The following is a 22,277-nucleotide window of genomic DNA, read 5'->3' as shown; positions in this document are numbered from 1 at the left end:
GCAGGTCGCGGTGATCACCGCGCTCGCCGCGCTGATCGTCGAGGCGGTTCTGCGTGCCCGCCGCGGCGGCGCCGAGGCCGAGAGCCACGGGCAGCACCACAAGACGAAATGACCGGGCGTCCATCCCGGCGCGCTGAATGACGCAGGCGGAATGACAGGCGAATGACCATTCCGCAAAGACAGGTGAGGGCGGCGCAGTCTAGTTTTCGAGCAATCCCCGTTGAGGAAAGCACGAAAACATGGATCTCGCCGCCTTCATGGCCGATTGGAACTGGGTCGTCCTGACCGAGATCCTCGGCGTCAATCTCATCCTCTCCGGCGACAACGCCGTGCTCATTGCGCTCGCCGCGGCGGGGCTTCCCGCCGAGCAGCGCTCCAAGGCCATCCTCTTCGGCATGGTGCTGGCGGTGGTGCTGCGCATCGTGCTCAGCCTCGGCGCCGTCTATCTGCTGGCCATTCCCGGCATCATGCTGGTGGGCGGGCTCGTGCTGCTCTGGATCGCCTATGGCTTCTTCAAGGAGCTGCGGCAGAAGGACAAGGACGAAGCCGCCGGCCACGAGGTCGAGGTCGAGGCCAAGACCATGGCCGTGGCGCTGCGGCAGATCGTCATCGCCGATGTCTCCATGAGCCTCGACAACGTGCTGGCCGTGGCGGGTGCCGCGCATGGCAACATGTCCATGCTGATGATCGGCCTGCTGGTCTCGATCCTGCTGATGGGTGTGGCCGCCACGCTGATCGCGCGGCTGCTCGAGAGCTTTCCGGTCGTCGCCTATATCGGCGTCGCGCTCATCGTCTACATCGGCGTCGAGATGGTCTATGAGGATGTCCATCGCTTCATGAGCGGGGGCGCCGCGCATGGTGAATATCGCGAGGCGCCCACGCCGCTGATACGGATGGGTTGATGCGCAAACTTTCTCTCCTGATGTTGGCGGGCCTCGCGGCTTGCGCGACCGAAGGCGCCGATGCGCCGGCGACGGCACCCGCGGTGCCCGTCGTCTCCGCGCCGCAACGCCTGGCGGAGCGGCTGCCGGCCCAGGCGGGCGCCTTCCAGCGCGGCACGACGGCGAATATCGACCAGCCGCTGCCGGGCGTCGAAGTGCCCTACGCGACGGCCGGGCGCACGGCGGCCGGCTTCGTGCAGGTGCTGCGGCCGCCTTCCGTCGCGCCGCCGGACGGGCCGAACAGCCTTGTCGTGCAGGATGAGTACCAGCGCGTTTTGGCGGCGGCGCAACGCGGCGCGGGCCCGCATCGCCGCCTGCGCCTGGTGCAGGAGAGCGACCAGCCGCAGGGCGCGCCGCTGTTCCGCTGCGCCGACCTCGAAGGCGCCTATGGCCGGACGGCGGTTACGAGCACCACCTGCGTGGGTGCGGCGGGGGGGCAGTTGCTGCGGCTGCGCGTCTCCATGCCCCGGCGCGACCCGCCGGTGGCCGATCCGCGCGCCTTCATCCGCGACATCAGCGAGGCGCTGCGGCGCGGAGGCTGAGGAGGGCGACCTCCCCAACCTTTCCGGCCGCACAGCGGCCGGCGCCGCCAAACCGGGCGCGGAGCGCGCGCCCGGCGCTTGAGGGCGGACCTATCACCAGCTCCTGATCCGCTCGTAGAGCGGCTTCAGGAGGAAGGGGCTGAGAAACAGCGGGAACTGGCAGAGCACGCAGAAGAGCAGGATGCCGGGATCGGTGTTCGCGGGCAGCACGGCGAGATACAGCGCCATGTTGCGGTTGCCAGCCAGCAGCCCGGCGGAGAGCGCGAGCCTCTGCCCGAAGCCGGTGAAGGCCAGCGCCGTCATCGCGTTCATCGCCAGCATGCCGCCGAAGGCCATGGCGACGCCGGTGAGGATGAAGCCCGGCTCGCGCAGCAGGCGGTCCAGCACGCCATCCATCACGCCGAAGCCGTAGAACACCACCAGCAGCACCACCGCGCCATCCACCGCGCGGCCCCAGTGGTTCAGCTGCGCGGGCGCCACCACGCGGCGGATCACCATGGAAATCAGCAACGGCAGCAGCACGACGAGGCCGAGCCGCAGCATCAGCCCCGTCATGGAGATGGCGAGGTCGATGCCGAGCAGGCCGAGCGCCAGCGGCGGCGCCGTGAGCGGGATCAGCAGGATGGAGAGCACGGCGACGACGAAGGCGATCTCGCCATCGAGCCCCACCATGCGCGCGAAGGCGGGCGAGGAGGTGGCGGCGCAGCCGGTGGCGACGATGACGAGGCCATTCGCCAGCGGCCCGGTGATGCCGAGCGCCGTCAGCAGCGCCCAGGCCAGCAGCGGTGTCGCGATCAGCAGCCAGGCGAGCAGGGCCGCCACCAGCAGCGGGCGGCGCAGATAGGCGATGACCTGCGCGGGGTCCACCCGCAGCAGCACCAGCACCATCAGGATGAACACCACGGGCGTGATCACGTCCCGGAACAGGGCGGCGAGCGGGGGGATGAACAGCCCCGCGAAGATGCTGCCGGCCAGCAGCGCCGCCCCATGCAGGGCGGACCATTCCAGAAAGCGGCGCAGGGCGTTCAAGGGGCAGGCCGTGGTTGGTGGCGTTCGCCGGATGTTCTATAGGCCTTGGCGTGTCCGCACCATACGCCCCCCCTCCCGAATACCTCGCCCGGCTGAACCCGGAGCAACGCGCCGCCGTGGAGACGCTGGACGGGCCGCTGCTGGTCCTGGCCGGCGCCGGCACCGGCAAGACGCGCGTGCTGACCACGCGATTCGCGCATCTGCTGATGACGGGCCGCGCGCAGCCGCACCAGGTGCTGGCCGTGACCTTCACCAACAAGGCGGCGCGCGAGATGCGCGAGCGGCTGGGCGCCATCCTGAACCGCCCGGTGGAGGGGCTCTGGCTCGGCACCTTCCACGCGCTGGCCGCGCGCATGCTGCGGCGCCATGCGGAGCTGGTGGGCCTGACCTCGAGCTTCACCATCCTCGACACGGATGACCAGACGCGGCTGCTGAAGCAGGTGATGGAAGCGGAGGGCGTGGACCTGAAGCGCTGGCCGCCGAACGGCCTCATGGGCATCATCCAGCGCTGGAAGGATCGCGGGCTGACGCCGGATCGCATTCCGGTGGCGGAGACCTCGGACTATGCGAACAACCGGGCCGAGAAGCTCTACGCGGCCTATCAGGCGCGGCTGATTGCGCTGAACGCCTGCGACTTCGGCGACCTGCTGCTGCATGTGACGGAGATCCTGCGCACCAACCCCGAGGTGCTGGCGAGCTACCACCGCCTGTTCCGCTACATCCTGGTGGACGAGTACCAGGACACGAACCTCGTTCAGTATCTCTGGCTGCGGCTTCTCGCGCAGGCGCACAGGAACATCTGCTGCGTGGGCGATGATGACCAGTCCATCTACTCCTGGCGCGGCGCCGAGATCGAGAACATCCTGCGCTTCGAGCGCGACTTCCCGGGCGCCGTGGTGGTGCGGCTGGAGAGCAATTACCGCTCCACGCGGCCCATCCTCGCCGCGGCCGCGGGGCTGATCGCGCGCAATGAAGGCCGCCTGGGCAAGACATTGCGACCGGGGCGCGCGGATGCGTCCGGCGAGCGCGTGCGCGTCGTCTCGCTCTGGGACAGCGAGGAGGAGGCGCGCATGGTGGGCGGCCGCATCGAGGAGGCGCGGCGGGACGGCGTGCAGCTCGGTGAGATCGCCATCCTGGTGCGTGCCGGCTTTCAGACCCGCGCCTTCGAGGAGCGGCTGATCACGCTCGCCATTCCCTATCGCGTCTTCGGCGGCGCCAAATTCTACGAGCGGGCCGAGATTCGCGACGCCATCGCCTATTTCCGCGCGATGTCGCAGCCGGCGGATGACCTCGCTTTCGAGCGAATCGTGAACACGCCCAAGCGCGGCCTGGGCGATACGGCGCTGGCCGCGCTGCACGGGCTCGCGCGCGAACAGCAGATGCCGCTGCGGGTCGCGGCCGAACGCCTCTGTCAGACCGATGCGCTGCGGCCCCGCCCGCGCGCGGCGCTGCGCGAATTGCTGGAGAACCTGACGCGCTGGAATGCGGGGCTGGAGAGGGAGGGCCACGTCGTCATCGCCGCGCAGGTGCTGGAGGAGAGCGGCTATATCGAGATGTGGAAGAACGACCGCAGCATCGAATCCGCCGGCCGCCTCGACAACCTGAAGGAGCTGGTGCGCGCGATGGGCGATTTCGCGACACTCGGCGCCTTCCTGGAACACATCGCCCTCGTCATGGAGAATGACGACAATTCCGAGGGGCAGAAGGTCAGCATCATGACCCTGCACGCGGCCAAGGGCCTGGAATTCGACATGGTCTTCCTGCCGGGCTGGGAGGAGGGCCTCTTCCCCTCGCAGCGCAGCCTGGATGAGGGCGGGGCGAAGTCGCTGGAGGAGGAGCGGCGCCTCGCCTATGTCGGCATCACGCGGGCGCGCAGGCATTGCATCATCAGCCATGCCGCCAACCGGCGCATCTACGGCAATTGGGTCAGCTCCATCCCCTCGCGCTTCCTGGATGAGCTGCCGGAGGGCGAGGTGCTGCGCGAGGGCGGCGTCACGCAGGCCCCGCGCATGCCCGCCAGCGTGTTCTCGGCCGGGCTGCCGCTGAGTTCGCAGCGCCGGCCGCGCGTGATCGAGGCCGGCGCCTGGGAGGTGGACCAGCGGCCGGAGCGGGAGCGCGCCTTCGCGCGCGGCGCGCGCGTCTTCCACCAGAAATTCGGCTATGGCCGCGTGCTGGACGTGGATGACGACAAGCTGGAGATCCAGTTCGAGAAGGCGGGCGTGAAGCGCGTGCTGGATCGCTTCGTCGAACCGGCCTGAGCTCGCTTCTGCGCGGATGCTTCACCGCCTCGGCCCTGCGGCCTCGGCGGATCATGCGCGGGGCGTCACCCGAACTTCTTCTCGCCGTTCACCCAGGTCTCGCTCACCTTGATGGCGGCGATCTTGGTCGGATCCACCGTCAGCGGGTTGTCCTCCAGGATGGTGAAATCGGCCCATTTGCCGCGCTCCACCGTGCCCACGCGATCCTCGAGGCCAAGCTGGCGTGCGGCATCCACCGTCACCGCCTCCAGCGCGCGGCGCACCGGCACGGCCTGGTCGGCGTTGATGACGGAATTGTCCACCGTGCAGATGCGCGTCACCGCCGTCTGCACCAGGCGCAGGCTACCGATGGGCGAGCACGGGCTGTCCGTGTGGAGCGTGAAGCGTACGCCCTCGCGCATGCAGTCGCCGGCGGGGTCGGCGATGGCGGTGCGCTGCGGGCCGAAGATCTGGTCGCGATAGGCGGCGCCATAGAGCGTCACGTGGTTCATCAGGAAGCTCGGCTCGACGTTGAGCCGCTTCATGCGCTGGATCTGGTCCCGCCGCAGGATGGTCGCATGCTCGATGCGGTTGATGCCGCTGGCGGTGGAATTGCCGTAGGCGGCCTCGATCGCGTCGAGCGCGAAATCGATCGTCTTGTCGCCATTGCAATGGATCAGCACGGGCATGCCGGCGGCCTTCACGGTCGCCACCATCTCCTTCATCTGATCGGCGTTGAAATTGGGCGTGCCCGCATCGGTCCCGCCCAGATAGGGCTGGGTCTGGCCGCCGGTGCGGGTCTGGTTGGAGCCGTCGCCCACGATCTTCACGCCGTAGAGCATGAGCAGCGTGTCGGGCAGCTGCAGCGCGCGTGCCCCCATGCCGAGGCTGCGATAGGTCGCGAAGCCCGCCATGTCCTCGTACATCATGCTGGCGCTGAGGCGCAGCGGCGCCGTGGCCGCGATCTGCCGGAAGCCCTCGATCCATTCCGCCTTCATCGTGCCGGGCTCGTGCAGCAGCGTGTTGCCGGTGGCCGCCGCGGCCTGCATGAAGCGGTTGACCGCCTGGATCGCGATCTGCGGGGTGATGCGCGGAAGGCCGGCCTGCACGATGCGCAGCAGGGCGCTCATCTCATAGACGCGGCCATCCAGCCTCCCATCCGGCCCGCGCCCGAAACGGCCGCCGCCGGGCAGGGTGCCGATGTCTTCCGGGATGTTAGCCGCGCGCAGCGCCGGGCTGTTCACCGCCGCGTCATGCCCGTTGGTGTACCAGACGAAGATGGGCCGCGTGGTGGAGATGGCGTCCAGCTCGGTGCGCGAGAGGTCGCCGCCCTGGAGCAGGTTGTCGAAGTTCGACACCAGCACCCACTGGCCTTCCGGCGTATTGGCGACGAGCTGGCGGAGATTGGCCAGCAGGTCCGCCCGGGTGCGGTTCTTCATGTAGCCGATATCGGTCAGCAGCTCGAGATAGAGCGAGGAGAGGGCGGTGTGGTTGTGCGGATCGATCAGGCCCGGCAGCAGCGTCCGGCCCTGCAGGTTCACGATCCGCGTCGCGGGCGTGGCGAGCGCCATGACATCCGCCGTGCTGCCCAGCGCGGTGATCCGGCCCCCGGTGACGGCGACGGCCTCGGCCGTCGTGTCGCCGGCCATGGTGACGATGTTGCCGCCGCGGAAGATGGTCTCGGGGCCGCTGGGGGCGGGCGCGTTGGCCGGCGCATTGGCCCAGGGCATGGTCTGCGCCCGGGCGGCGCCGGTGCCGGCGAGCGGGGCCGCGGCGGCGGCCGAGACGGCGGTCGCCATGAAGGCGCGCCGGGTGGGCGGCTTGAACAGGCCGGCGAGGCCACCCGGCTGCGTGAAGAGCGAGGGATGGGCGATCAGCGGGCTGACGCAGGCGCGACACATGGCAGTGGCTTTCCTTTGGCGGGCCTGTGGACAGCCCGCTCCGCGGGCAACCTAGGTGCCGCGGCATAGGGCGCGCAACACTTGCCTGACATCCAATGTGTCCGCGTTTTGTGACAGGTTCGTCACGAAGCGCCGCGCCCCGTGCGAAACCAAGGCATGGCGCATGTCCGGATCGCCCGGCGCACACAAAATTCTACAAACGGCGCGCGGTTTGGGGCTGGCGGCGAATGGGTGTAGCGAGGACGCTTCTGCCCCCTGGAATGCCCGATGAAGAAACAGCCCGCGCCGCTCGAAACCCTGGTGCTGGACCAGCTGCCGGATGATGCCATGCCGGCCTATGAGGCCGCGCTGGTCTCGGTCAGCGCCACCGTCGCCCTCTTCCTGGACGAGGAGACGGGCAACTGGCGCATCGAGGCGGTGCGCGAGGCGTTGGCCGACCAGGATGCCTTGCAGGCGGCGCTGGCGCTCGCCGCCGGCCTGACGGGGCATGAGGCGGAGTTGACGCGCCACGCGACGGAATCCGAGGGCTGGCTCGCCCGCACGGTGGAGGCCTTCCCCGAGCAGGAGATCGGCCGCCGCTTCCTGATCCGGCCGACCCATGTGGAACCGCGCCCGACCTATGGGCGCGTCGCGCTGACGCTGGATGCGGGGCTGGCTTTCGGCTCGGGCGAACATGCCTCGACCCAGGGCTGCCTGATGGCGCTCGAAGGCTTGCCGCGCAAGGCGCGGCGCGTGCTGGATGTGGGGACGGGCAGCGGCATCCTCGCCATGGGCGCGGCCAAGCTCTGGCATGTCGGCGCGCTGGCGAGCGACATTGATCCGTGGTCCGTGCGCGTGACGCGGGAGAATGCGGAGCTGAACGGGCTGAAGCCCCGGCTGCGCGCGGTGCTGGCGACGGGCTACGCGCACCATGCCATCACGCGCGGCGCGCCCTATGACCTGATCTTCGCCAACATCCTGGCGCGGCCGCTCTGCGCCATGGCGAAGGACCTGGCCGCGCATCTGCGCCCCGGCGGGCGGGCGATCCTGGCCGGGCTGCTCGGCCGGCAGGTGCGGATGGTGCTGGCCGCGCATCGCCATGCCGGGCTGGTGCTGGAGCGGCGGATCAGCCTCGATCCCTGGGCCACGCTGGTGCTGCGGAAGCCGGGTTGAGGGAGACGCGCGCATGACGACCCACACCCACACCGTCACCTGGGAAAGCCTGGACGGCCCCTCCCCTTACGCCGGCCTGCCGGGGCTGGAGGCGATGCAACGCTCCATCGCGGATGGCGTGCAGCGCAGCCCGATGTTCGCGCTGATGGGCATCCGCCTGGTGCGCGCGGAGGAGGGCCTCGCCGTGATGGAGGGCGAGATCGGCGAGCAGTTCTACAACGGCATCGGCATCGCCCATGGCGGCTATGCGGCCACCATCCTCGATGCGGCGCTGTGGAACGCGGTGCGGACGGTGATGGAGGCAGGCAAGGCGCACACCACGCTGGACCTCAAGGTCAACTACGCCCGTCCGCTGACGGTGGCCTCGGGCCGCGTCTCCTGCGAGGGGCGCGTGGTGCATCGCGGCGGCCGCACCGCCATCGCGGAGGCGCGGCTGACGGGGGATGGAGGCGCCAGGCTCTACGCCCATGGCACCTCCACGCTGATGATCCTCTAGCGAGGGCGGCTCACGCCTTCGTCAGCCATTTCTTCGCGATGCGGCAGGCCACCGTATAGGCCGGGTTGAACACGTTCCCGACATCGTAGCGCACCACCATGCCCATCAGATGCGCGGCGGCGCGGGGATCGAGGCCGTAATCCTCGCCCAGCCAGGCCTGCATCTCCGTCGTCGCGTGCTGCAAGGCCTGGTCCAGCGGGCGCGCATTGCCGAGGGTGATGATCTCCTCGGCCGTCTCGGCGCGCGGCCACTTGATCCGGCGCTTCAGCACCGAAAGCCGCACCTCCATCTCGAAGGAGGTCTCGATGCCGGTGCCGGTGATCTCGCCATCGCCCTGCGCGGCATGGCCGTCGCCCAGGTAGAAGAGCGCGCCGGGGACGGCCACGGGGAACCAGGCGGTCGTGCCGGGCGCGAAGCGGCGATAATCCATGTTGCCGCCATGCGGGCCGCTGGTGGCGGTGGAGATCGCCTCGCCGCCCGCGGGTGCGACGCCGAAACAGCCGATCATCGGCGCCAGCGGCGGCGTGAAGCCGGCCAGCGCGGCGGGCGCGTCCTGCAGGCGGACGGTGCCTTCGTTGGCGTTGATCTCCCAGATGGCGCGCTCCTGCTTCGGGCGCTCCAGGATGGCGGCGGGGTCGAGCACGGTCAGCGCCAGGGGCGAATAGGTCCAGCCCGTGCGGCGGTTGGGGGTGAGGCGGAGGATTTCCACGGCCAGCGTGTCGCCGGGCTCGGCGCCCTCCACGAAGAAGGGGCCGGTCATCGGGTTGGGGCGGCTCGCCACCGGCTTTTCATGGGCATCCAGGCCGGAGGCGTCCACCGTCTCGGCGACGATGATGTCGCCATCGGCCACGCGCAGGCAGGGTTCGGCGGTGCCGAGGGTGTTGTGGTAGCGGGTCGGGCGGAAGATGTGGCGGGCCATGCTGTCCTCGGGCGATGTGCCGGGAGAGGCTAGGCGCACATCGCGCCGGAGGGAACGGCGGCCCGGAGGGGACGCCTTCCCGCGGCGGGACTCAGAAATGCTCGGCGCGGAGCACCTGGCAATCGGTGATGTTCACGATGGCCGGACGCGCGCCCAGCAGTTCCTCGCGCGCCTCGATCACGCGCTCGGCGACGGTCGCGCCGCAGATGCAGATGATCACCACATTGTCGAGCACGCCCGAGAGGTCGCCGCCGCGGCGCACGCCCTGGCGGCCGCGCCCGGCGAGGACGGGAAGCTGCGTCCACCCCGTCGCACCGAGGCGGTCCAGCAGGTCCGTCACCTCGGCGGCGCGGACGGCCTCCACCACGATTTCGATGCGCTTGCGCTGATGCGTCATGTTCCCACCCCGGCGAGGCGAATCCACAGCGGGATGCCCACCAGGATATTGAAGGGGAAGGAGATGGCGACGGAAAGGGTGACGTAGATGCCCGCGTCGGCGCGCGGCAGGGCGAGGCGCATGGCGGCCGGCACGGCGATGTAGCTGGCCGAGCCGGCGAGGACCGCCAGCAGCGCGACGCCGCCGGTGGAGAGCCCGATGAACTGGCCGGTGACGAGGCCCGCCGCGCCGCCGATCAGCGGCATGAGAAGCCCGAAGATGATGAGCGCCACCGGCAGCCCCTTGCCGCTGGCGCGAAGCTGCCGCACCGCCATCAGCCCCATCTCCAGCAGGAAGAGGCAGAGCGCGCCCGGGAACAGCGCCTCGGTGAAGGGGGCGAGCTGGCGGCGGCCCGGCTCGCCCGCCAGGTAGCCGATCAGGAAGCTGCCCATGAGCAGCACGACGGGGCCGTTCAGCAGCACCTCGCGCGCCAGCTTGCGGGCGTTGAGCTTGGGCGCGTCGGCGCTGCCGCCCAGGCGTGCCAGCAGCAGCGCGGTCAGGATCGCGGGCGTCTCCATCACGGCCAGCACGGCGGGCATGAACCCCTCCTGCGGCACGCCGAGCGTGACCAGCGTGCCCGAGGCGGCGGCGAAGGTGACGACGCTGACCGAGCCGTAATGGCCGGAGACGGCGGCGGCCGTCTCGCGGTCGAGCTTCGTGCCCAGGCGCAGCAGCAGGAAGGCCGGCAGCGGCAGCAGGAAGGAGAGCAGGATGCCGGCGGTGAGCGCGGCCCAGAGCCCTTCCGAGGCGCCGGGCATCGCCAGCGCCGCGCCGCCCTTCAGGCCGATCGCGACCATGAGGTAGAGCGAGAGGCTGCGCGCCAGCGCCTCGGGCACGGAGAGTTCGGCGCGGACGGCCCCGGCCCCGAAGCCGAGGGCGAAGAACATGACGGGGGGCGGGATCAGGGAGAGGAAGCTCGACACGCGCTGCGTCTAGAGCAGGACAGGCCGGGGTGGAAACGCCGGGCGTTGATTTCTTGCATTTTCTTCATCTTGATGCATATCGAGTCGGATGCGAAAAGGTTGACCCTGGAGCAAGGCGCGGCAGAGCATGCTGCCCGGGCCCCATGGTCAAGTTACGTGGGTCCGCCACGACACCGGAGGAAACCATGCCCGATGCGGGCCTGACGCTCTCACCTGAAGCCATGCGCCAGCAGGCGCTGGAGACCCTCGCCTCGCTCGTGGGGGGCACCTTCTGGGAGAAGATGCGGATCGAGGCCGCGGCGCGGATCATCGTCACCGCCCGGCGCGTGGCGCTGCTGGCCGAGGGCGGGGCGTTGGAGGGGCCGCCGCCGGCGGGCGTGATCCTGCCCATCGCCGCGCGCTGGGATGCGGTGGCGATGACCGCCAATGAATATGCCGAGACGCTGGAGACGGCGGAGGTCGTCGCCATCCTGGAGGAGGCGCCGGCCTGGTCCGAGGGGGTCTGGTCGCAGACCGGGCTCTCCGAGCGGGAGAAATCGCGCCTGCTGCAGCGGGTCTAGGGCATGATGCGTTGAGCCGGAATCGCCGAAGCGGTGGATCATCCTCTCAACGAGGCCAGACCGTGATCCAGCGATAGCGGATCACGGTCCAGGCCGGGTCAGCCCGCCGGCAGCACGCGCCCCCGGCATTCGCCGAAGCCGATGGGCACGAACCCTTCGCGCCGGGCGATGGCGCGCAGAATCACCTCGTCCCCATCCTCCAGGAAGCCGCGCTCCTCGCCGGAGGCGAGCTTCAAGGGCTCGCGCCCGCCCTGGGTCGCTTCCAGCAGGCTGGCATAGCCCTCGCGCCCGGGGCCGGAGATGGTGCCGGAGCCGAAGAGGTCGCCCGGGTTCAGGTTGCAGCCGTTCGAGCTGTGATGCGCCACCATCTGCGCGACGGTCCAGTACATGTGGCGCGCATGGCTGTCGGCGATGCGGTGCGGCGGCAGGCCCTGCGCCGCGAGGCCGGGTGTGACCAGCCAGGCCTCGAGCGCGAGGCCGAGGCCGCCTGAAGCCTGGTCGGCCGCGTCCCACAGATAGGGCAGGGGGGGAGGGTCGCCCGCCGGGCGGGGCGGCTGGGGAATGCGGAAGGGTTCCAGCGCCTCGGGCGTCACGATCCAGGGGCTGATGCTGGTGGCGAAGCTCTTGCCCAGGAAGGGGCCGAGCGGCTGGTACTCCCAGGCCTGGATGTCGCGGGCCGACCAGTCGTTCAGCAGGCAGAAGCCCGCGATGTGATCGGCGGCGTGCGCGATGGGGATGGGCGCGCCCTGGGCGTTGCCCGGGCCGATCCAGATGCCGAGCTCCAGCTCGTAGTCCAGCTTCTCGCAGGGGCCGAAGACCGGGCCGTCGGGCCGGGGCAGCTGGCCCGTGGGGCGGCGGAAGGGCGTGCCCGAGGGCAGGATGGAGGAGGCGCGGCCGTGATAGGCGATGGGGACGTGCCGGTAGTTGGGCAGCAGCGGGTTGTCCGGCCGGAAGAGCTTGCCCACCGCCGTCGCGTGATGGATGCCCACGTAGAAATCCGTGTAGTCGCCGATGCGGGCGGGCAGGTGCAGGGTGCAGGCGGCGGCCTCATGCAGGCGGGGGGCGAGGCGGGATTGCGCGGCGCTGCCCTCGGCCAGCTCCTCCGAAAGGCGGGCGCGCAGCGCGCGGCGGAAGGCGGCCCCCTGGGCCAGCAGCGCGTTCAGCGTGCCGTCGGGCGGCGCCTCCTCCAGCTCCAGGATGGCGTCGCCGATGGCGACCCCGGCGCGCGGCGCGCCCCCGCCCGGGGGCGTGAAGAGGCCGAGCGGCAGGTTCTGGATGGGGAAGTCGGGATGGCCATTGGCGGAGGCGACCCAGCTCCGGCGGGCGGGGTCATGCGTGGCATCGGGCATGGGCGTCTCCTCTGGCCAGGGCCATTTCGCGCAAGCGGGCGCGGGCCTGGGGATGTGTCGTCACACATGGTCCGGCGCGCCAGGCGAAGCCGCCTCGCCTGAAGCACGCCGGCGGCGAGTCTGGCCCGCTTCGTGCGTCGCGCCAATGGCGCGCGGGTGGATATGCGCCAATGGCGCGCGGGTGGATATGCGCCAATGGCGCGCGGGTGGATATGCGCCAATGGCGCGCGGGCGGATACGCGCCAATGGCGCGCGGGTGGATATGCGCCAATGGCGCGCGGGTGGATATGCGCCAATGGCGCGCGGGCGGATACGCGCCAATGGCGCGCGGGCCGATATGCGCCAATGGCGCGCGGTCAGGCGGGCGCCGGCGCCGCCACCACCGCCACCGGCAGGCGGATCTCCGCCTCGGCGCCGCCCTCCGGGTGGTTCCCCAGGGTCACGGTGCCGCCGAAGCCCGTTACCGTGCCATGGATGATGGAAAGGCCGAGGCCGGTCCCCTTGCCGACCGGCTTGGTGGTGAAGAAGGGCTCGAAGCCGCGCTCCTGCGCCTCGCGCGCCAGGCCCATGCCGTTGTCGCGGACGCGCAGCACGACGAAGGCGCCATCCTCCGTCACCTCGGCGGAGATGCGGACCCGGCGCTCCTCCGCGGGGATTTCCTCCATGGCATCGCGCGCATTGACCAGCAGGTTGACCAGCACCTGTTCCAGCGCGATCAGGCTGCCACGCACCGGCGGCAGGAGGGAGGGCAGCGCCGTCTCGACCCGCACCTCCGAGGCCGCCATGGTGCCGCCCGCGATGGTCAGCGCGCCGGCCAACGCCTGGGCCCAGTCCACCGCCGTCTCGCCGCCCTGGTCCACCCGCGCGAAGAGACGGAAGTGATCGATCACGCTGCGCATCCGGAGCGTCTGGCGGGCGATCTCGTCCAGCCGCCGCGCGGCGGAGGTGGTCCGCTCCTCGCCACCCTGTGCCAGCTCGAGCGCCGCGAGGTCGGCCGCGAGGGTGATGGCGGCGCAGGGCTGGTTCAGCTCATGCGCGACGCCGGCCGCCATCTCGCCCAGGGTCGCCAGCCGCGCGGCGGAAAGCGCCTGCGCCTTGAGCTGCCGCTCGGCCGTGATGTCGGTGATGAGGCCCACCACCTCGACGCAGCCATCGGGCAGGGCGCTGATCACGCGGCAATCGTCACGCACCCAGATCGGGCCGGCGGCGCCGTAGAGGCGGTATTCCATCGTGCCGTGCCCCGCCTGCCGCACCGCGAGGAAGAAGCCGTGGAGTCCGTGGCGGAACTCCGGCTCGATGATCGCGTTGTAGGAGCCGGCGGGGGCGAAGCGCTCCAGCGGCCAGCCGGTGATGCGGGCGATGGCGGGCGAGAGATGCAGCCGCCTCAGCTCGCCCTCCGGGGAGAGAAGGCTGCGATAGGCCGCGCCCGGCAGGCCGTTCAGCAGGCGGCTGATCTCGGCGCGCGAGGCCTCCACCGCCGCCATCGTCTCGCGGGCGGCGCGGCGGGCGCGCAGCTCGATCAGCAGCAGGCCGCCGATCGCCACGGCGGCGAGCGCCACCACCAGAAGGACGTAGAGATCCTGCGCGTGGCGGGCAGAATCCTGCATCGCCGAAGCGGAATCGATCGCGAAGGTGACGGCGAGCGGCCAGCCGGCGATCTGCCGCCAGGCGAGGAAGATGGCCCGGCCGGAGATCGGCCCCTGGGTGATCTTCTGCCCGACGGGCTCTTCCTGGATGCGCGGCAGGTCCGGCCCCGCGCGCAGCACGCCCAGCATCTCGGCCGTCTGCTGGCTGCGCGCCAGCACGATGCCGTCCCGGCGCAGCAGGTTCACGGTGACGCCGGCGGCGAATTGCAGCTCCCCCATGCTGGCCGAGAGCAGCATCGGGTCCACCGAGACCACGGCCACGCCCACGAAGCCGCCATCCGCATCGCGGATCCCGCTGGTGATGTTGAGGCTCCAGCGTCCCGAGGCGCGGCCGATGAGCGGCACGCTGACGAAGGCGCCTTGCCAGCCATCCAAATGGACGCGGAAATGCTCGCGGTCGGCCAGGTCCACGCCCACGAAGCCCGCTGCGGTGGACCAGGCGAGGTATCCGTCCCGGTCGATCAGCGCGACCTGCAGGATGCCGAAGCGGCCCTGTGTCGCGACATCGCGCAGCAGGCCCTCGATCACGCGCCGCTCCGGTGCGCCCGGCTCGGCGTAGCTGAGGGCGAGCGAGGCGGCGAGGCTCTGCATGGAGCTCACCGCCTCCAGCGTCTGGCGCAGGCCATGCGTGGCGGCCTGGGCACCGACGGCGACGAGGCGGAGATTCTCGGCCTCGGCCGTGTGCTGCAGCCGCATCGCCTCGCTGCGCACCAGCAGGAAGCCGCCGACGCCCAGCATCATCAGCACGCCCAACAGGACCGCATAGGCCCCGCCGCGCAGCCGGCGCCCCTCGGCGCGGGCCTCCGTCACAGCCTCAATGCGAGGCGGATCGCCATGCGGCCCGGACCGCCATTCCAGGAGGTGAGCCGCCCGCCATGCTGCTCGGCGATGCGGCGCGCGATGGCGAAATGCAGCGATTCCTGCGTGCGCGCATGGGCCGAGCCGGTGACGGGGAGGGCGATGCCGGGGGGCGGCGGTTCCAGCCCGTCGGCCGGGCCGGCCAGCAGCGTGACCAGTGCCCAGGCCGCGCCCGCTTCCTCGTGCCGCTCGAGCTGGGCGAGCACGTCGCCGCCCTCGGCGCACCAATCCACCGCGGCGACCACGCATTGCTCGACCGCGCGGCGCAGGCGGGAGGGGATGCCGCCGGCGGAAAGCTCCGGCAGGACGGGCGCGGCGCCGAAGCGCAGGCGCTTCGCATCGGCCATGGGCCGCGCCGCTTCCACCGCCGCGCGAAGCACGGCGGCGAGGGGCACGGCGGCGGGGGCCTCGCCGGTCGTCGGGCGCTCCATGCGGTGCAGCTCCTCGACCAGCTCCACGGCCTGGACCACGCGCTGCACGCCGCCGCGCAGCATGTCATGATACTCGGCCTCATGGGTGGGCGAGAGGCCGCCATGGGCCAGCAGCTCCGCGCCGCCCGAGATGGCGATGAGCGGCGTGCGCAGCGCGTGGGAGATGGCGGCCATGTCGCGCTCGATCGCGGCGGTCGCGGCGGCGGGGGCGGATTGCGCGGCCAGGCGCTCGCCCAGTTCGCGCATGCGCTCCAGCAGGGCGGCGCGTTCCTGCTCCATGCTGGCCAGGCGGTCGCTCACCGCGGCGCGCTCGCTCGCCTGCGCGCGATGCGCGACGACCCGCGCCATGGCCTTGGTCACGGCCTGCACGGCCTCGGCCAGGCGGAAGGGCTTGCGGAGGAAATCGGCCACGCCGGTGCGGACGGCGGCCGTCGCGTCGTCGATCGTCGCGTGGCCGGTGATGATGATCACCTCCACCGCCGCGCTGGCCGGGCGCTGGGAGAGGATCTTCTGCGCGAGGCCGAGGCCGTCGCCGCCGGGCATGCGGATGTCGGTCACCACCACGCCGATTCCGGGGTCGGCATCCAGGCGGGCCAGGGCGTCGGTCGCGTTGTGGACGAAGCCGGTCCGCAGGCCGTGCGCGGCGAGGCCTTGGGCGAGCTGCTCGGCCACCACCGGCTCGTCATCCACGACGAGCACGCCGATCGCCGCGCCATTGGCCCAGGTGATGGAGCCCGGGCTGGTGGCTTGCGACATGCTGCTCCTCCTCCGGCGGGATCGTCTGGCAGCCGCGGGATGCGGTCTTCCCGGTGGTGCAATCAACCACAAAGGGCGGGCGAAGTCACGCCGGGCCAGGGGAAGTCCGGGGCGTGCCAGGCCGGGCCGAGTGATGCTAGAATGTTCCATCACGAGGGATGGTCCCGCCGCGTGCCAGTCCGATCGCCCGAGACGCCGAGCGCCCGAGCCCGCCCCGCCGGGCGGCGGAGCATGGGCATGGCGCTGCTGGCCCTGCTGCCGCTGCTGCTTCTCGCGGGCTTCGCCGTCACCGAGGCGGTCCGCGCCTATCGCGAGGCAGAGAATGAGCGCATGCGCGACACTGCGGCCCTGGTGGCGGCGGCGGTGGATGCGCGCCTGGGCGCCTATGTGGCGGCGATGACCACGCTCTCCCTCGCGCCCTCCCTGCTGCGGGACGACAACCACGCGAGCTTCCATGCCCGCGCCCGGGCGGCGGCGCAGCTGATGGGCGGGGATGTGCTTCTGCTGGGCCCGCCGCCCGCCTTCGATCTCCATGCCGCGAGCGACGTGCCGCTGACCGCGCCGCTGCCGGTGCACCCGCGGCCCGATGAGCGCCAGACCTTGCTGCGCGCGGCAGCGCGGGCGGCGGCGGAGCGGCGGCCGGTGATCTCCGACCTCTTCCTCGACTATTCCAGCGAGCAGAGCATCGCCGTGGTGGCGCCGGTGATGAGCGGGGACCAGCCGGTGTTCATGGTGGTGTTCCGCTTCCCGCCCGAGAACCTGCTGCAGGCCATCGTGCCGCTCGGCAGCGGCCAGGCCGAGTTCGTGGCCGTCACGGACAGCCGGGGGCACATCGCGATGCACACGCGGGGTGCGGCGGGCCCGCCGCTCGGCACGCCGAGCCCGCCCGATGTTCTGGCCAGCACGCAGGGGCGGCAGCGCGGCATCATCGTTGCCGCGCGGGTGGACTGGCAGGTGACCACCTTCGCCTTCGAGCGGCTGACCCAGGTGCCGGACTGGATGGTCTTCGTCGGCCGCACCCGGGTGGGGCAGGCGATCGCCGCCAGCGTCATCATCGGCTGGTCCCTGGCCGCCGTCGTGGCGCTGGCCGTCGCCATCGGCCTGCTCGCCCTCGCGCACCGGCGCGAGGCGCTGCGCGTGGCGCGGCAGGAGGCGGCGGCGCTGCGCGCGGGGCGGGATGAGATCGAGCGCCTTCTGGGCGGCCTGCCGGCCGTGATCTTCCTGCGCGATGTGGCGGCGGATGGGCGCTCCCGCCTGCTCTATCGCGCGGGCGACATCGCGGTGGTGACCGGCTGGCCGACCGCGCAGCTGCGCGACCATGATGACCGGAGCCCGCTCTACGCGCCCGGCGTGACGGCCGAGAGCTTCTTCGCCGCCGTGATGCGCGACGGCAGCGGGACGACCGACTGGCAGATGATCCAGCCCGATGGCCACCACCGCGCCATGCGCACGCATGCGCGACGCCTGACGCTGCGCGCCGATGGCGGGGGCGAGATGGTGGGCTATGTGCTGAACGTGGAGGCCGAGCTGCGCGCGGCCGCGCGGGCGGCGGCGGCGGGGCGGCTCTCCTCGCTGGGCGAGATGGCGGCGGGCATCGCGCATGAACTCAAGCAGCCGCTGCAATCCGTCTCGCTGCTGGCCGAGAACGCGCTGATCTCGGCCGCGCATGGCGCGCCGGTGGCGGAGCGGCTGGACCGCATCATCGAGCAGGTGGCCCATGCGGCCGACATCATCGAGAACCTGCGGCGCTTCGCGCGTGGCACGCCCGAGGGGGCGGCGCCGCGGCCAGTGGACCTCGGCCATGTGGTGCGGCAGACGTTGGCGCTGGCCGATGCCGCGCTGCGCGATGCCGCGGTGCGCGTGGAGGTGGATCTCGGCCAGCCGGCGCCGGTGGTGATGGGCCATGCGGTCGGCATCGAACAGGCGCTGCTGAACCTCGTGATCAATGCGCGTGACGCGATGCGGGCCCTGCCCGCGGGTGCCACGCGGCGCATCCGCATCACGGCGGAGCCGCTGGAGGGCGAGCGCGTGGCGCTCACCCTCGCCGATACCGGCGGCGGCATCCCGGCCGAGGTGCTGGCCCGGATCTTCGAACCCTTCGTGACCACCAAGGGGCCGGAAACCGGCACGGGCCTCGGCCTGTCCATCTCGCACGGGCTGATCCAGGCGATGGGCGGGACGATCGAGGCGCGGAACTCGTGCGACGGCGCGGTCTTCACGCTATGTCTGCCGGCCGCGGCGCCGGCGCTGCGGCCGGTGAACCTGGTTTAGCCCCCTCAGGCGCCGGGCGCCGGCTCCGGCCGCTTGGCTTCGCCGCGCCACGGTCGCGCCGGGCCCAGAGCCCTGTTGGGCGGCGCCGCGCGCCTTGCGCGCGGAGGAGTCTGGTGGGCTGCCCCTCAGGGCCCCCCCCCTCAGGGCTTCGTCGGGTCGAAGTTGCGCTTCAGCGCCGCGCCGTAGCTCGGGTAGTCCTGCTGCAATTGCGCCACGCCCGCCGCGAAGGCGGTGACGCGCTGCGGGAAGCGGGTTTCGAACATGAAGGCGAGCGTGCCGGTGAGCTTGTGCGGCTTGAGTTCCGCGCGGCTCGCCGCCTCGAAGGCGTCCATGTCCGGGCCGTGCGGCAGCATGGTGTTGTGCAGCGAGAAGCCGCCAGGCGCGAAACCGCCGCCGGTCTTGGCGTCATAGATGCCGTAGATCAGGCCCATGAACTCGCTCATCACGTTCATGTGGTACCAGGGCGGGCGGAAGGTGTTCTCCGCCACCATCCAGCGCTCGGGGAAGATCACGAAGTCGATGTTCGCCGTGCCCGGCGTCTCGGAGGCCGAGGTCAGCACGGTGAAGATGCTGGGGTCCGCGTGATCAAACAGCAGCGGGCCGACGGGCGAATAGCGCCGCAGGTCGTATTTGTAGGGCGCGTAATTGCCGTGCCAGGCGACGACGTCGAGCGGCGAATGGCCGATCTCCGTCGCCCAGAGGCTGCCGCCCCATTTCACCATCAGCTTCGTGGGCGCGTCGCGGTCCTCATAGGCGGCGACGGGGGTGAGGAAGTCGCGCGGATTGGCCAGGCAATTGGCGCCGATCGGGCCGCGCTCGGGCAGGGTCAGGCCGCCGCCGTAATTCTCGCAGATATAGCCGCGGGCGGGGCCGTCGGGCAGCTCCGCGCGGAACTTCACGCCGCGCGGGAGGACGGCGATCTCGCCCGGGGCCGCGTCGATCACGCCGAATTCGGTGACGAGACGGAGCGCGCCCTGCTGGGGCACGATGAGCATCTCGCCATCGGCATTGTAGAACACCTCATCCGCCATGGAGCGCGTGGCGAGGTAGATGTGGGCCGCCATGCCCGCCATCGCGCCCGCATCGCCGGCGGTGGTGATGGTGTGGATGCCCTCGATGAAGGAGAGGCTCTCGCCGGGCAGGGGCAGCGGGTCCCAGCGCAGCGGCGCGGGGGCCATCGCGACCTCGGCGCAGGGCGCGGTGCGCCAATGGCGCGTGTCCATCGGCTGGAAGCGGCCCCAATGGGCCACGGTGGGGCGGATGCGGTAGAGCCAGGAGCGCTCGTTCGTCGCGCGCGGCGCGGTGAAGGGCGAGCCCGAAAGCTGCTCGGCATAGAGGCCATAGGCGCAGCGCTGGGGCGAGTTGCGGCCGATGGGAAGTGCGCCGGGCAGGGCCTCCGTCTCGAAGCCATTGCCGAAGCCGCTCATGTAGCCTTGGTTCATGCGGTCAGCTCCGCTGCGCGGCCGTCAGCCGCTGAAGGGTGGCGAGGTCCACGGCGCCGGGGATGAGCGTGGTGCCGGCGATGAGCGCCGGCGTCCCCTGGATGCCGAGGGCGCGGGCCAGCTCCAGGTTGCGCTCGATGCGGGTTGTGGTGGCGGTGTCGTCCATGTCGCGGCGCAGCCGGGCCCAGTCGAGGCGCAGGCGCTCGGCCTCGCGGCGCAGCACGGGCTCGGTCGGTTCCTCGCGCAGGCGCATCAGCGCGTCATAGAGCGCGCCATACTGGTTCTGGCGCTGGGCCGCGATCAGCGCGCGGGAGGCGGCGATGGAATTGGGGCCGAGGATCGGCATGTCCTTCATCACCACCCGCACGTCGCGCTCGCGCTGGAGGAGCTGCTCCATGGTCGGGTGCAGCTGCTTGCAGAAGCCGCAGCGCGCGTCGAAGAACTCGACGATGGTGACGCGGCCCTGCGGGTTGCCCTTCACCGCGTCCCGCGGGTCACGGAAGAGGGCCTCGGCGCGGCTCGCAATGGCGCGGGTCTGGGCCGCGGCGCGCTCCGTCTCCTCGGCCAGTTCGAGGCCGGAGAGGGCGTCGCGCAGGATGGAGGGGTCCTGGCGGAGCGAATCGCGCAGGATCTGCACCACCTCGGCCCGCTGCTCGGCCGTGAGGGGTTGCGCCAGGGCCGTGCCCGGGACCAGCGCGGCGAGCGCCAGGAGGCCGCGCCGCTTCACTGTTGTCTTCATGCCCTGTCAGGCTCCTCTTCCGGGGCATGTTATAGCCGATCCGGGCGGCGGCGTCGCGCCCAGGGTCGGGAAGCCAGGGGCAAAAAACGGGTGCGGCGTTGCTTGGGGGGGCGAAGGCGTCTATCCCAGGTGACCCGCCGGGAGGGTCCGGCCGCTTGAGGAACAGAGCGTCGAACGCATGAGCAACACCCCGCGGCACATGAAGAGTCCGATCCGCCTGATGGCCCTGGTGCTGGGCGGCCTCACGCTGGCCGGCTGCGACGCCACGCGGAACGCCACCAATTCGCTGCTGGGTGCCCCCGCCGTGCCCGCGGGCACGCCGGGCCATGTGCGCGGCTTCCTGGGCGGTGTGGCGGCCGAGGAACCCGTCGCGGCCGCCGTGGCGCGGGACATCCTCTCGGCCGGCGGCAATGCGGCGGATGCGGCGGTGGCGGCGGCCTTCACCATGACGGTGACGCTGCCCTCGCGCGTCGGCCTCGGCGGCGGCGGGGCGTGCATCCTCTATGACGTGCGCCGCAACGACCCGGAGGCGCTGGTCTTCCTGCCCGGGCCGCGCGCCGGCATCCCGCCCAACGCGGACCGCCCGGCCGCCGTGCCGCTGATGGCGCGCGGGCTGTTCGCCGTGCAGGCGCGCATGCCGCGCGGCCGGCCCTTCGAGGAGCTGATCGCGCCGGCCGAGCAGCTGGCCCGCTTCGGCGCGCCCATGTCGCGCGCGCTCTACAATGACCTGGTGGCGGTGCAGGCGCCGCTCTTCGCCGACCCGCAGGCGCGGGCGGTGTTCGGCACGCCCGATGGGCGGGCCATCGCGGTGGGGGACCGCTTCCAGAACCCGGCGCTGGGCGGCACGCTGACGGCGCTGCGCGTGGCCGGCGTGGGCGATCTGCACCAGGGTGCCCTGGCGCGGCGCATCGAGGAGGCGACGGGCCAGATCGGCGCCGGGACCATCAGCGTGGGCGAGATGCGCGCGGCCCTGCCCGAGGTGGTGCGCCCGGTCTTCATCAATGCGCGGGGTGGCGACCGGATCGCCTTCCTGCCGCCGCCGGCCGATGGCGGCCTGGCCGCCGCCGCCGCCTTCCAGGCGCTGCAGGCGAACGAGCGGCTGGAGGAGGCGGAGGCCCGCGCGCTGGCCGTGGCCGCCGCCTGGCGCCAGCGCGGGGGCGACCCGCAGGCCCTGCTGAGCGAGGCCGGGCTGCCGGGCGGGCTGCCGGGCAATCTGCCGGCCAGCGCGGGCCTCATGGTCTATGACAAGGACGGCAACGCGGTGACCTGCGCCTTCACCATGAACAACCTTTTCGGCACGGGGCGCATCGCGCCGGGCATGGGCTTCCTGATGGCGGCGGCACCCAATATCGGCCGTGTGCAGCCGCCGTTGCTGGCCGCCGCCGTGGGCTGGAACCCCAATCTGCGCGCCTTCCGCATGGCGGCCGCGGGCTCGGGCCAGGAGGGGGCGGCGATGGCGGTCGCCGGGCCGATGGCGGCCCAGATGCTGCGCGATGCGGGGGCCGAGGCGGCGGTGCAGATCGTCCCGGAGCCGGGACGCTCGCAGCTGGGGATGTGCCCGCGCTACCTGCCGGGCTGGCCCTCGCTCTGCACCACGCTGTCGGATCCGCGCGGCACGGGTGTCGCCATGGGCGCCACCGACAGGTGAG

18 protein-coding genes are annotated in these 22,277 nt (G+C 71.7%); 8 read left to right on the top strand and 10 right to left on the bottom strand.

Going from position 1 to position 22,277, the window contains the following annotated elements:
* The first annotated feature begins 239 nt into the window (after positions 1-239).
* Both ACQ860_RS12095 and ACQ860_RS12090 read left to right on the top strand, forming a co-directional pair.
* On the top strand, positions 240-902 hold the full coding sequence (locus ACQ860_RS12095) for a TerC family protein (RefSeq protein ID WP_431303607.1): 663 nt from the start codon (positions 240-242) through the stop codon (positions 900-902).
* On the top strand, positions 902-1,483 hold the full coding sequence (locus tag ACQ860_RS12090) for a hypothetical protein (protein ID WP_431303606.1): 582 nt from the start codon (positions 902-904) through the stop codon (positions 1,481-1,483). Before ACQ860_RS12095 ends, ACQ860_RS12090 begins: the two co-directional genes overlap by 1 nt.
* Before the next feature lie 93 nt (positions 1,484-1,576).
* Here the strand turns inward: ACQ860_RS12090 and ACQ860_RS12085 are convergent, their stop codons facing one another.
* On the bottom strand, positions 1,577-2,512 hold the full coding sequence (locus ACQ860_RS12085) for a hypothetical protein (RefSeq protein ID WP_431303605.1): 936 nt from the start codon (positions 2,510-2,512) through the stop codon (positions 1,577-1,579).
* 50 nt (positions 2,513-2,562) lie between these two features.
* Here ACQ860_RS12085 and ACQ860_RS12080 point away from each other — a divergent pair, with 50 nt between their 5' ends.
* Positions 2,563-4,770: an ATP-dependent helicase gene (locus ACQ860_RS12080; protein ID WP_431303604.1), complete on the top strand. Its 2,208-nt coding sequence runs from the start codon at positions 2,563-2,565 to the stop codon at positions 4,768-4,770.
* 65 nt (positions 4,771-4,835) lie between these two features.
* Here the strand turns inward: ACQ860_RS12080 and ACQ860_RS12075 are convergent, their stop codons facing one another.
* Positions 4,836-6,650, bottom strand: coding sequence for an amidohydrolase (locus ACQ860_RS12075; RefSeq protein WP_431303603.1), 1,815 nt, complete (start codon positions 6,648-6,650; stop codon positions 4,836-4,838).
* Positions 6,651-6,905: 255 nt separating this feature from the next.
* Here ACQ860_RS12075 and ACQ860_RS12070 point away from each other — a divergent pair, with 255 nt between their 5' ends.
* Both ACQ860_RS12070 and ACQ860_RS12065 read left to right on the top strand, forming a co-directional pair.
* Positions 6,906-7,802: a 50S ribosomal protein L11 methyltransferase gene (locus ACQ860_RS12070; protein WP_431305750.1), complete on the top strand. Its 897-nt coding sequence runs from the start codon at positions 6,906-6,908 to the stop codon at positions 7,800-7,802.
* Positions 7,803-7,815: 13 nt separating this feature from the next.
* On the top strand, positions 7,816-8,298 hold the full coding sequence (locus ACQ860_RS12065; protein ID WP_431303602.1) for a PaaI family thioesterase: 483 nt from the start codon (positions 7,816-7,818) through the stop codon (positions 8,296-8,298).
* A 10-nt stretch (positions 8,299-8,308) separates the two neighbouring features.
* Here ACQ860_RS12065 and ACQ860_RS12060 read toward each other — a convergent pair whose 3' ends face one another.
* The 3 genes from ACQ860_RS12060 to ACQ860_RS12050 all read right to left on the bottom strand — a co-directional run bounded on the left by ACQ860_RS12060 (position 8,309) and on the right by ACQ860_RS12050 (position 10,576).
* Complete coding sequence (locus ACQ860_RS12060) at positions 8,309-9,217, bottom strand: acetamidase/formamidase family protein (protein WP_431303601.1); 909 nt, start codon at positions 9,215-9,217, stop codon at positions 8,309-8,311.
* Between the two features lie 91 nt (positions 9,218-9,308).
* On the bottom strand, positions 9,309-9,614 hold the full coding sequence (locus ACQ860_RS12055) for a P-II family nitrogen regulator (RefSeq protein ID WP_318649777.1): 306 nt from the start codon (positions 9,612-9,614) through the stop codon (positions 9,309-9,311).
* Positions 9,611-10,576, bottom strand: coding sequence for a sodium-dependent bicarbonate transport family permease (locus ACQ860_RS12050; protein WP_431303600.1), 966 nt, complete (start codon positions 10,574-10,576; stop codon positions 9,611-9,613). Before ACQ860_RS12050 ends, ACQ860_RS12055 begins: the two co-directional genes overlap by 4 nt.
* 185 nt (positions 10,577-10,761) lie before the next feature.
* Between ACQ860_RS12050 and ACQ860_RS12045 the strand changes: the two genes are divergently transcribed.
* Positions 10,762-11,136 (top strand): hypothetical protein, encoded by a 375-nt coding sequence (locus ACQ860_RS12045; RefSeq protein ID WP_431303599.1) that lies wholly within the window; start codon positions 10,762-10,764, stop codon positions 11,134-11,136.
* Between the two features lie 98 nt (positions 11,137-11,234).
* On the opposite strand, the gene fahA is transcribed toward ACQ860_RS12045, so the two are convergent.
* The 3 genes from fahA to ACQ860_RS12030 form a co-directional block, all read right to left on the bottom strand.
* Positions 11,235-12,485, bottom strand: a complete 1,251-nt coding sequence (gene fahA, locus ACQ860_RS12040) for a fumarylacetoacetase (RefSeq protein WP_431303598.1) — start codon at positions 12,483-12,485, stop codon at positions 11,235-11,237.
* Positions 12,486-12,841: 356 nt separating this feature from the next.
* Entirely contained in the window at positions 12,842-14,941 is a 2,100-nt protein-coding gene (locus ACQ860_RS12035; protein ID WP_431303597.1) for an ATP-binding protein, read from the bottom strand.
* Positions 14,938-16,176, bottom strand: a complete 1,239-nt coding sequence (locus ACQ860_RS12030) for a response regulator (RefSeq protein WP_431303596.1) — start codon at positions 16,174-16,176, stop codon at positions 14,938-14,940. Before ACQ860_RS12030 ends, ACQ860_RS12035 begins: the two co-directional genes overlap by 4 nt.
* A gap of 237 nt (positions 16,177-16,413) precedes the next feature.
* Between ACQ860_RS12030 and ACQ860_RS12025 the strand changes: the two genes are divergently transcribed.
* Entirely contained in the window at positions 16,414-18,447 is a 2,034-nt protein-coding gene (locus ACQ860_RS12025; RefSeq protein ID WP_431303595.1) for an ATP-binding protein, read from the top strand.
* A gap of 140 nt (positions 18,448-18,587) precedes the next feature.
* Here the strand turns inward: ACQ860_RS12025 and hmgA are convergent, their stop codons facing one another.
* Together hmgA and ACQ860_RS12015 are read right to left on the bottom strand one after the other, a co-directional pair.
* Positions 18,588-19,889 carry a homogentisate 1,2-dioxygenase gene (hmgA, locus tag ACQ860_RS12020; RefSeq protein WP_431303594.1) on the bottom strand — a complete coding sequence of 434 codons (1,302 nt, stop codon included), beginning with the start codon at positions 19,887-19,889 and terminating at the stop codon, positions 18,588-18,590.
* Positions 19,890-19,893: 4 nt separating this feature from the next.
* Positions 19,894-20,628 (bottom strand): DsbA family protein, encoded by a 735-nt coding sequence (locus ACQ860_RS12015; RefSeq protein ID WP_431303593.1) that lies wholly within the window; start codon positions 20,626-20,628, stop codon positions 19,894-19,896.
* A gap of 199 nt (positions 20,629-20,827) precedes the next feature.
* Between ACQ860_RS12015 and ACQ860_RS12010 the strand changes: the two genes are divergently transcribed.
* Positions 20,828-22,276 carry a gamma-glutamyltransferase gene (locus ACQ860_RS12010; RefSeq protein ID WP_431303592.1) on the top strand — a complete coding sequence of 483 codons (1,449 nt, stop codon included), beginning with the start codon at positions 20,828-20,830 and terminating at the stop codon, positions 22,274-22,276.
* The last annotated feature ends 1 nt before the right edge of the window (position 22,277 follow it).

Origin of the sequence: Sediminicoccus sp. BL-A-41-H5, assembly GCF_050632405.1 — a bacterium.
Classification (GTDB): Bacteria; Pseudomonadota; Alphaproteobacteria; order Acetobacterales; family Acetobacteraceae; genus Roseococcus.
This window is presented reverse-complemented; position numbering and strand designations above follow the sequence as displayed.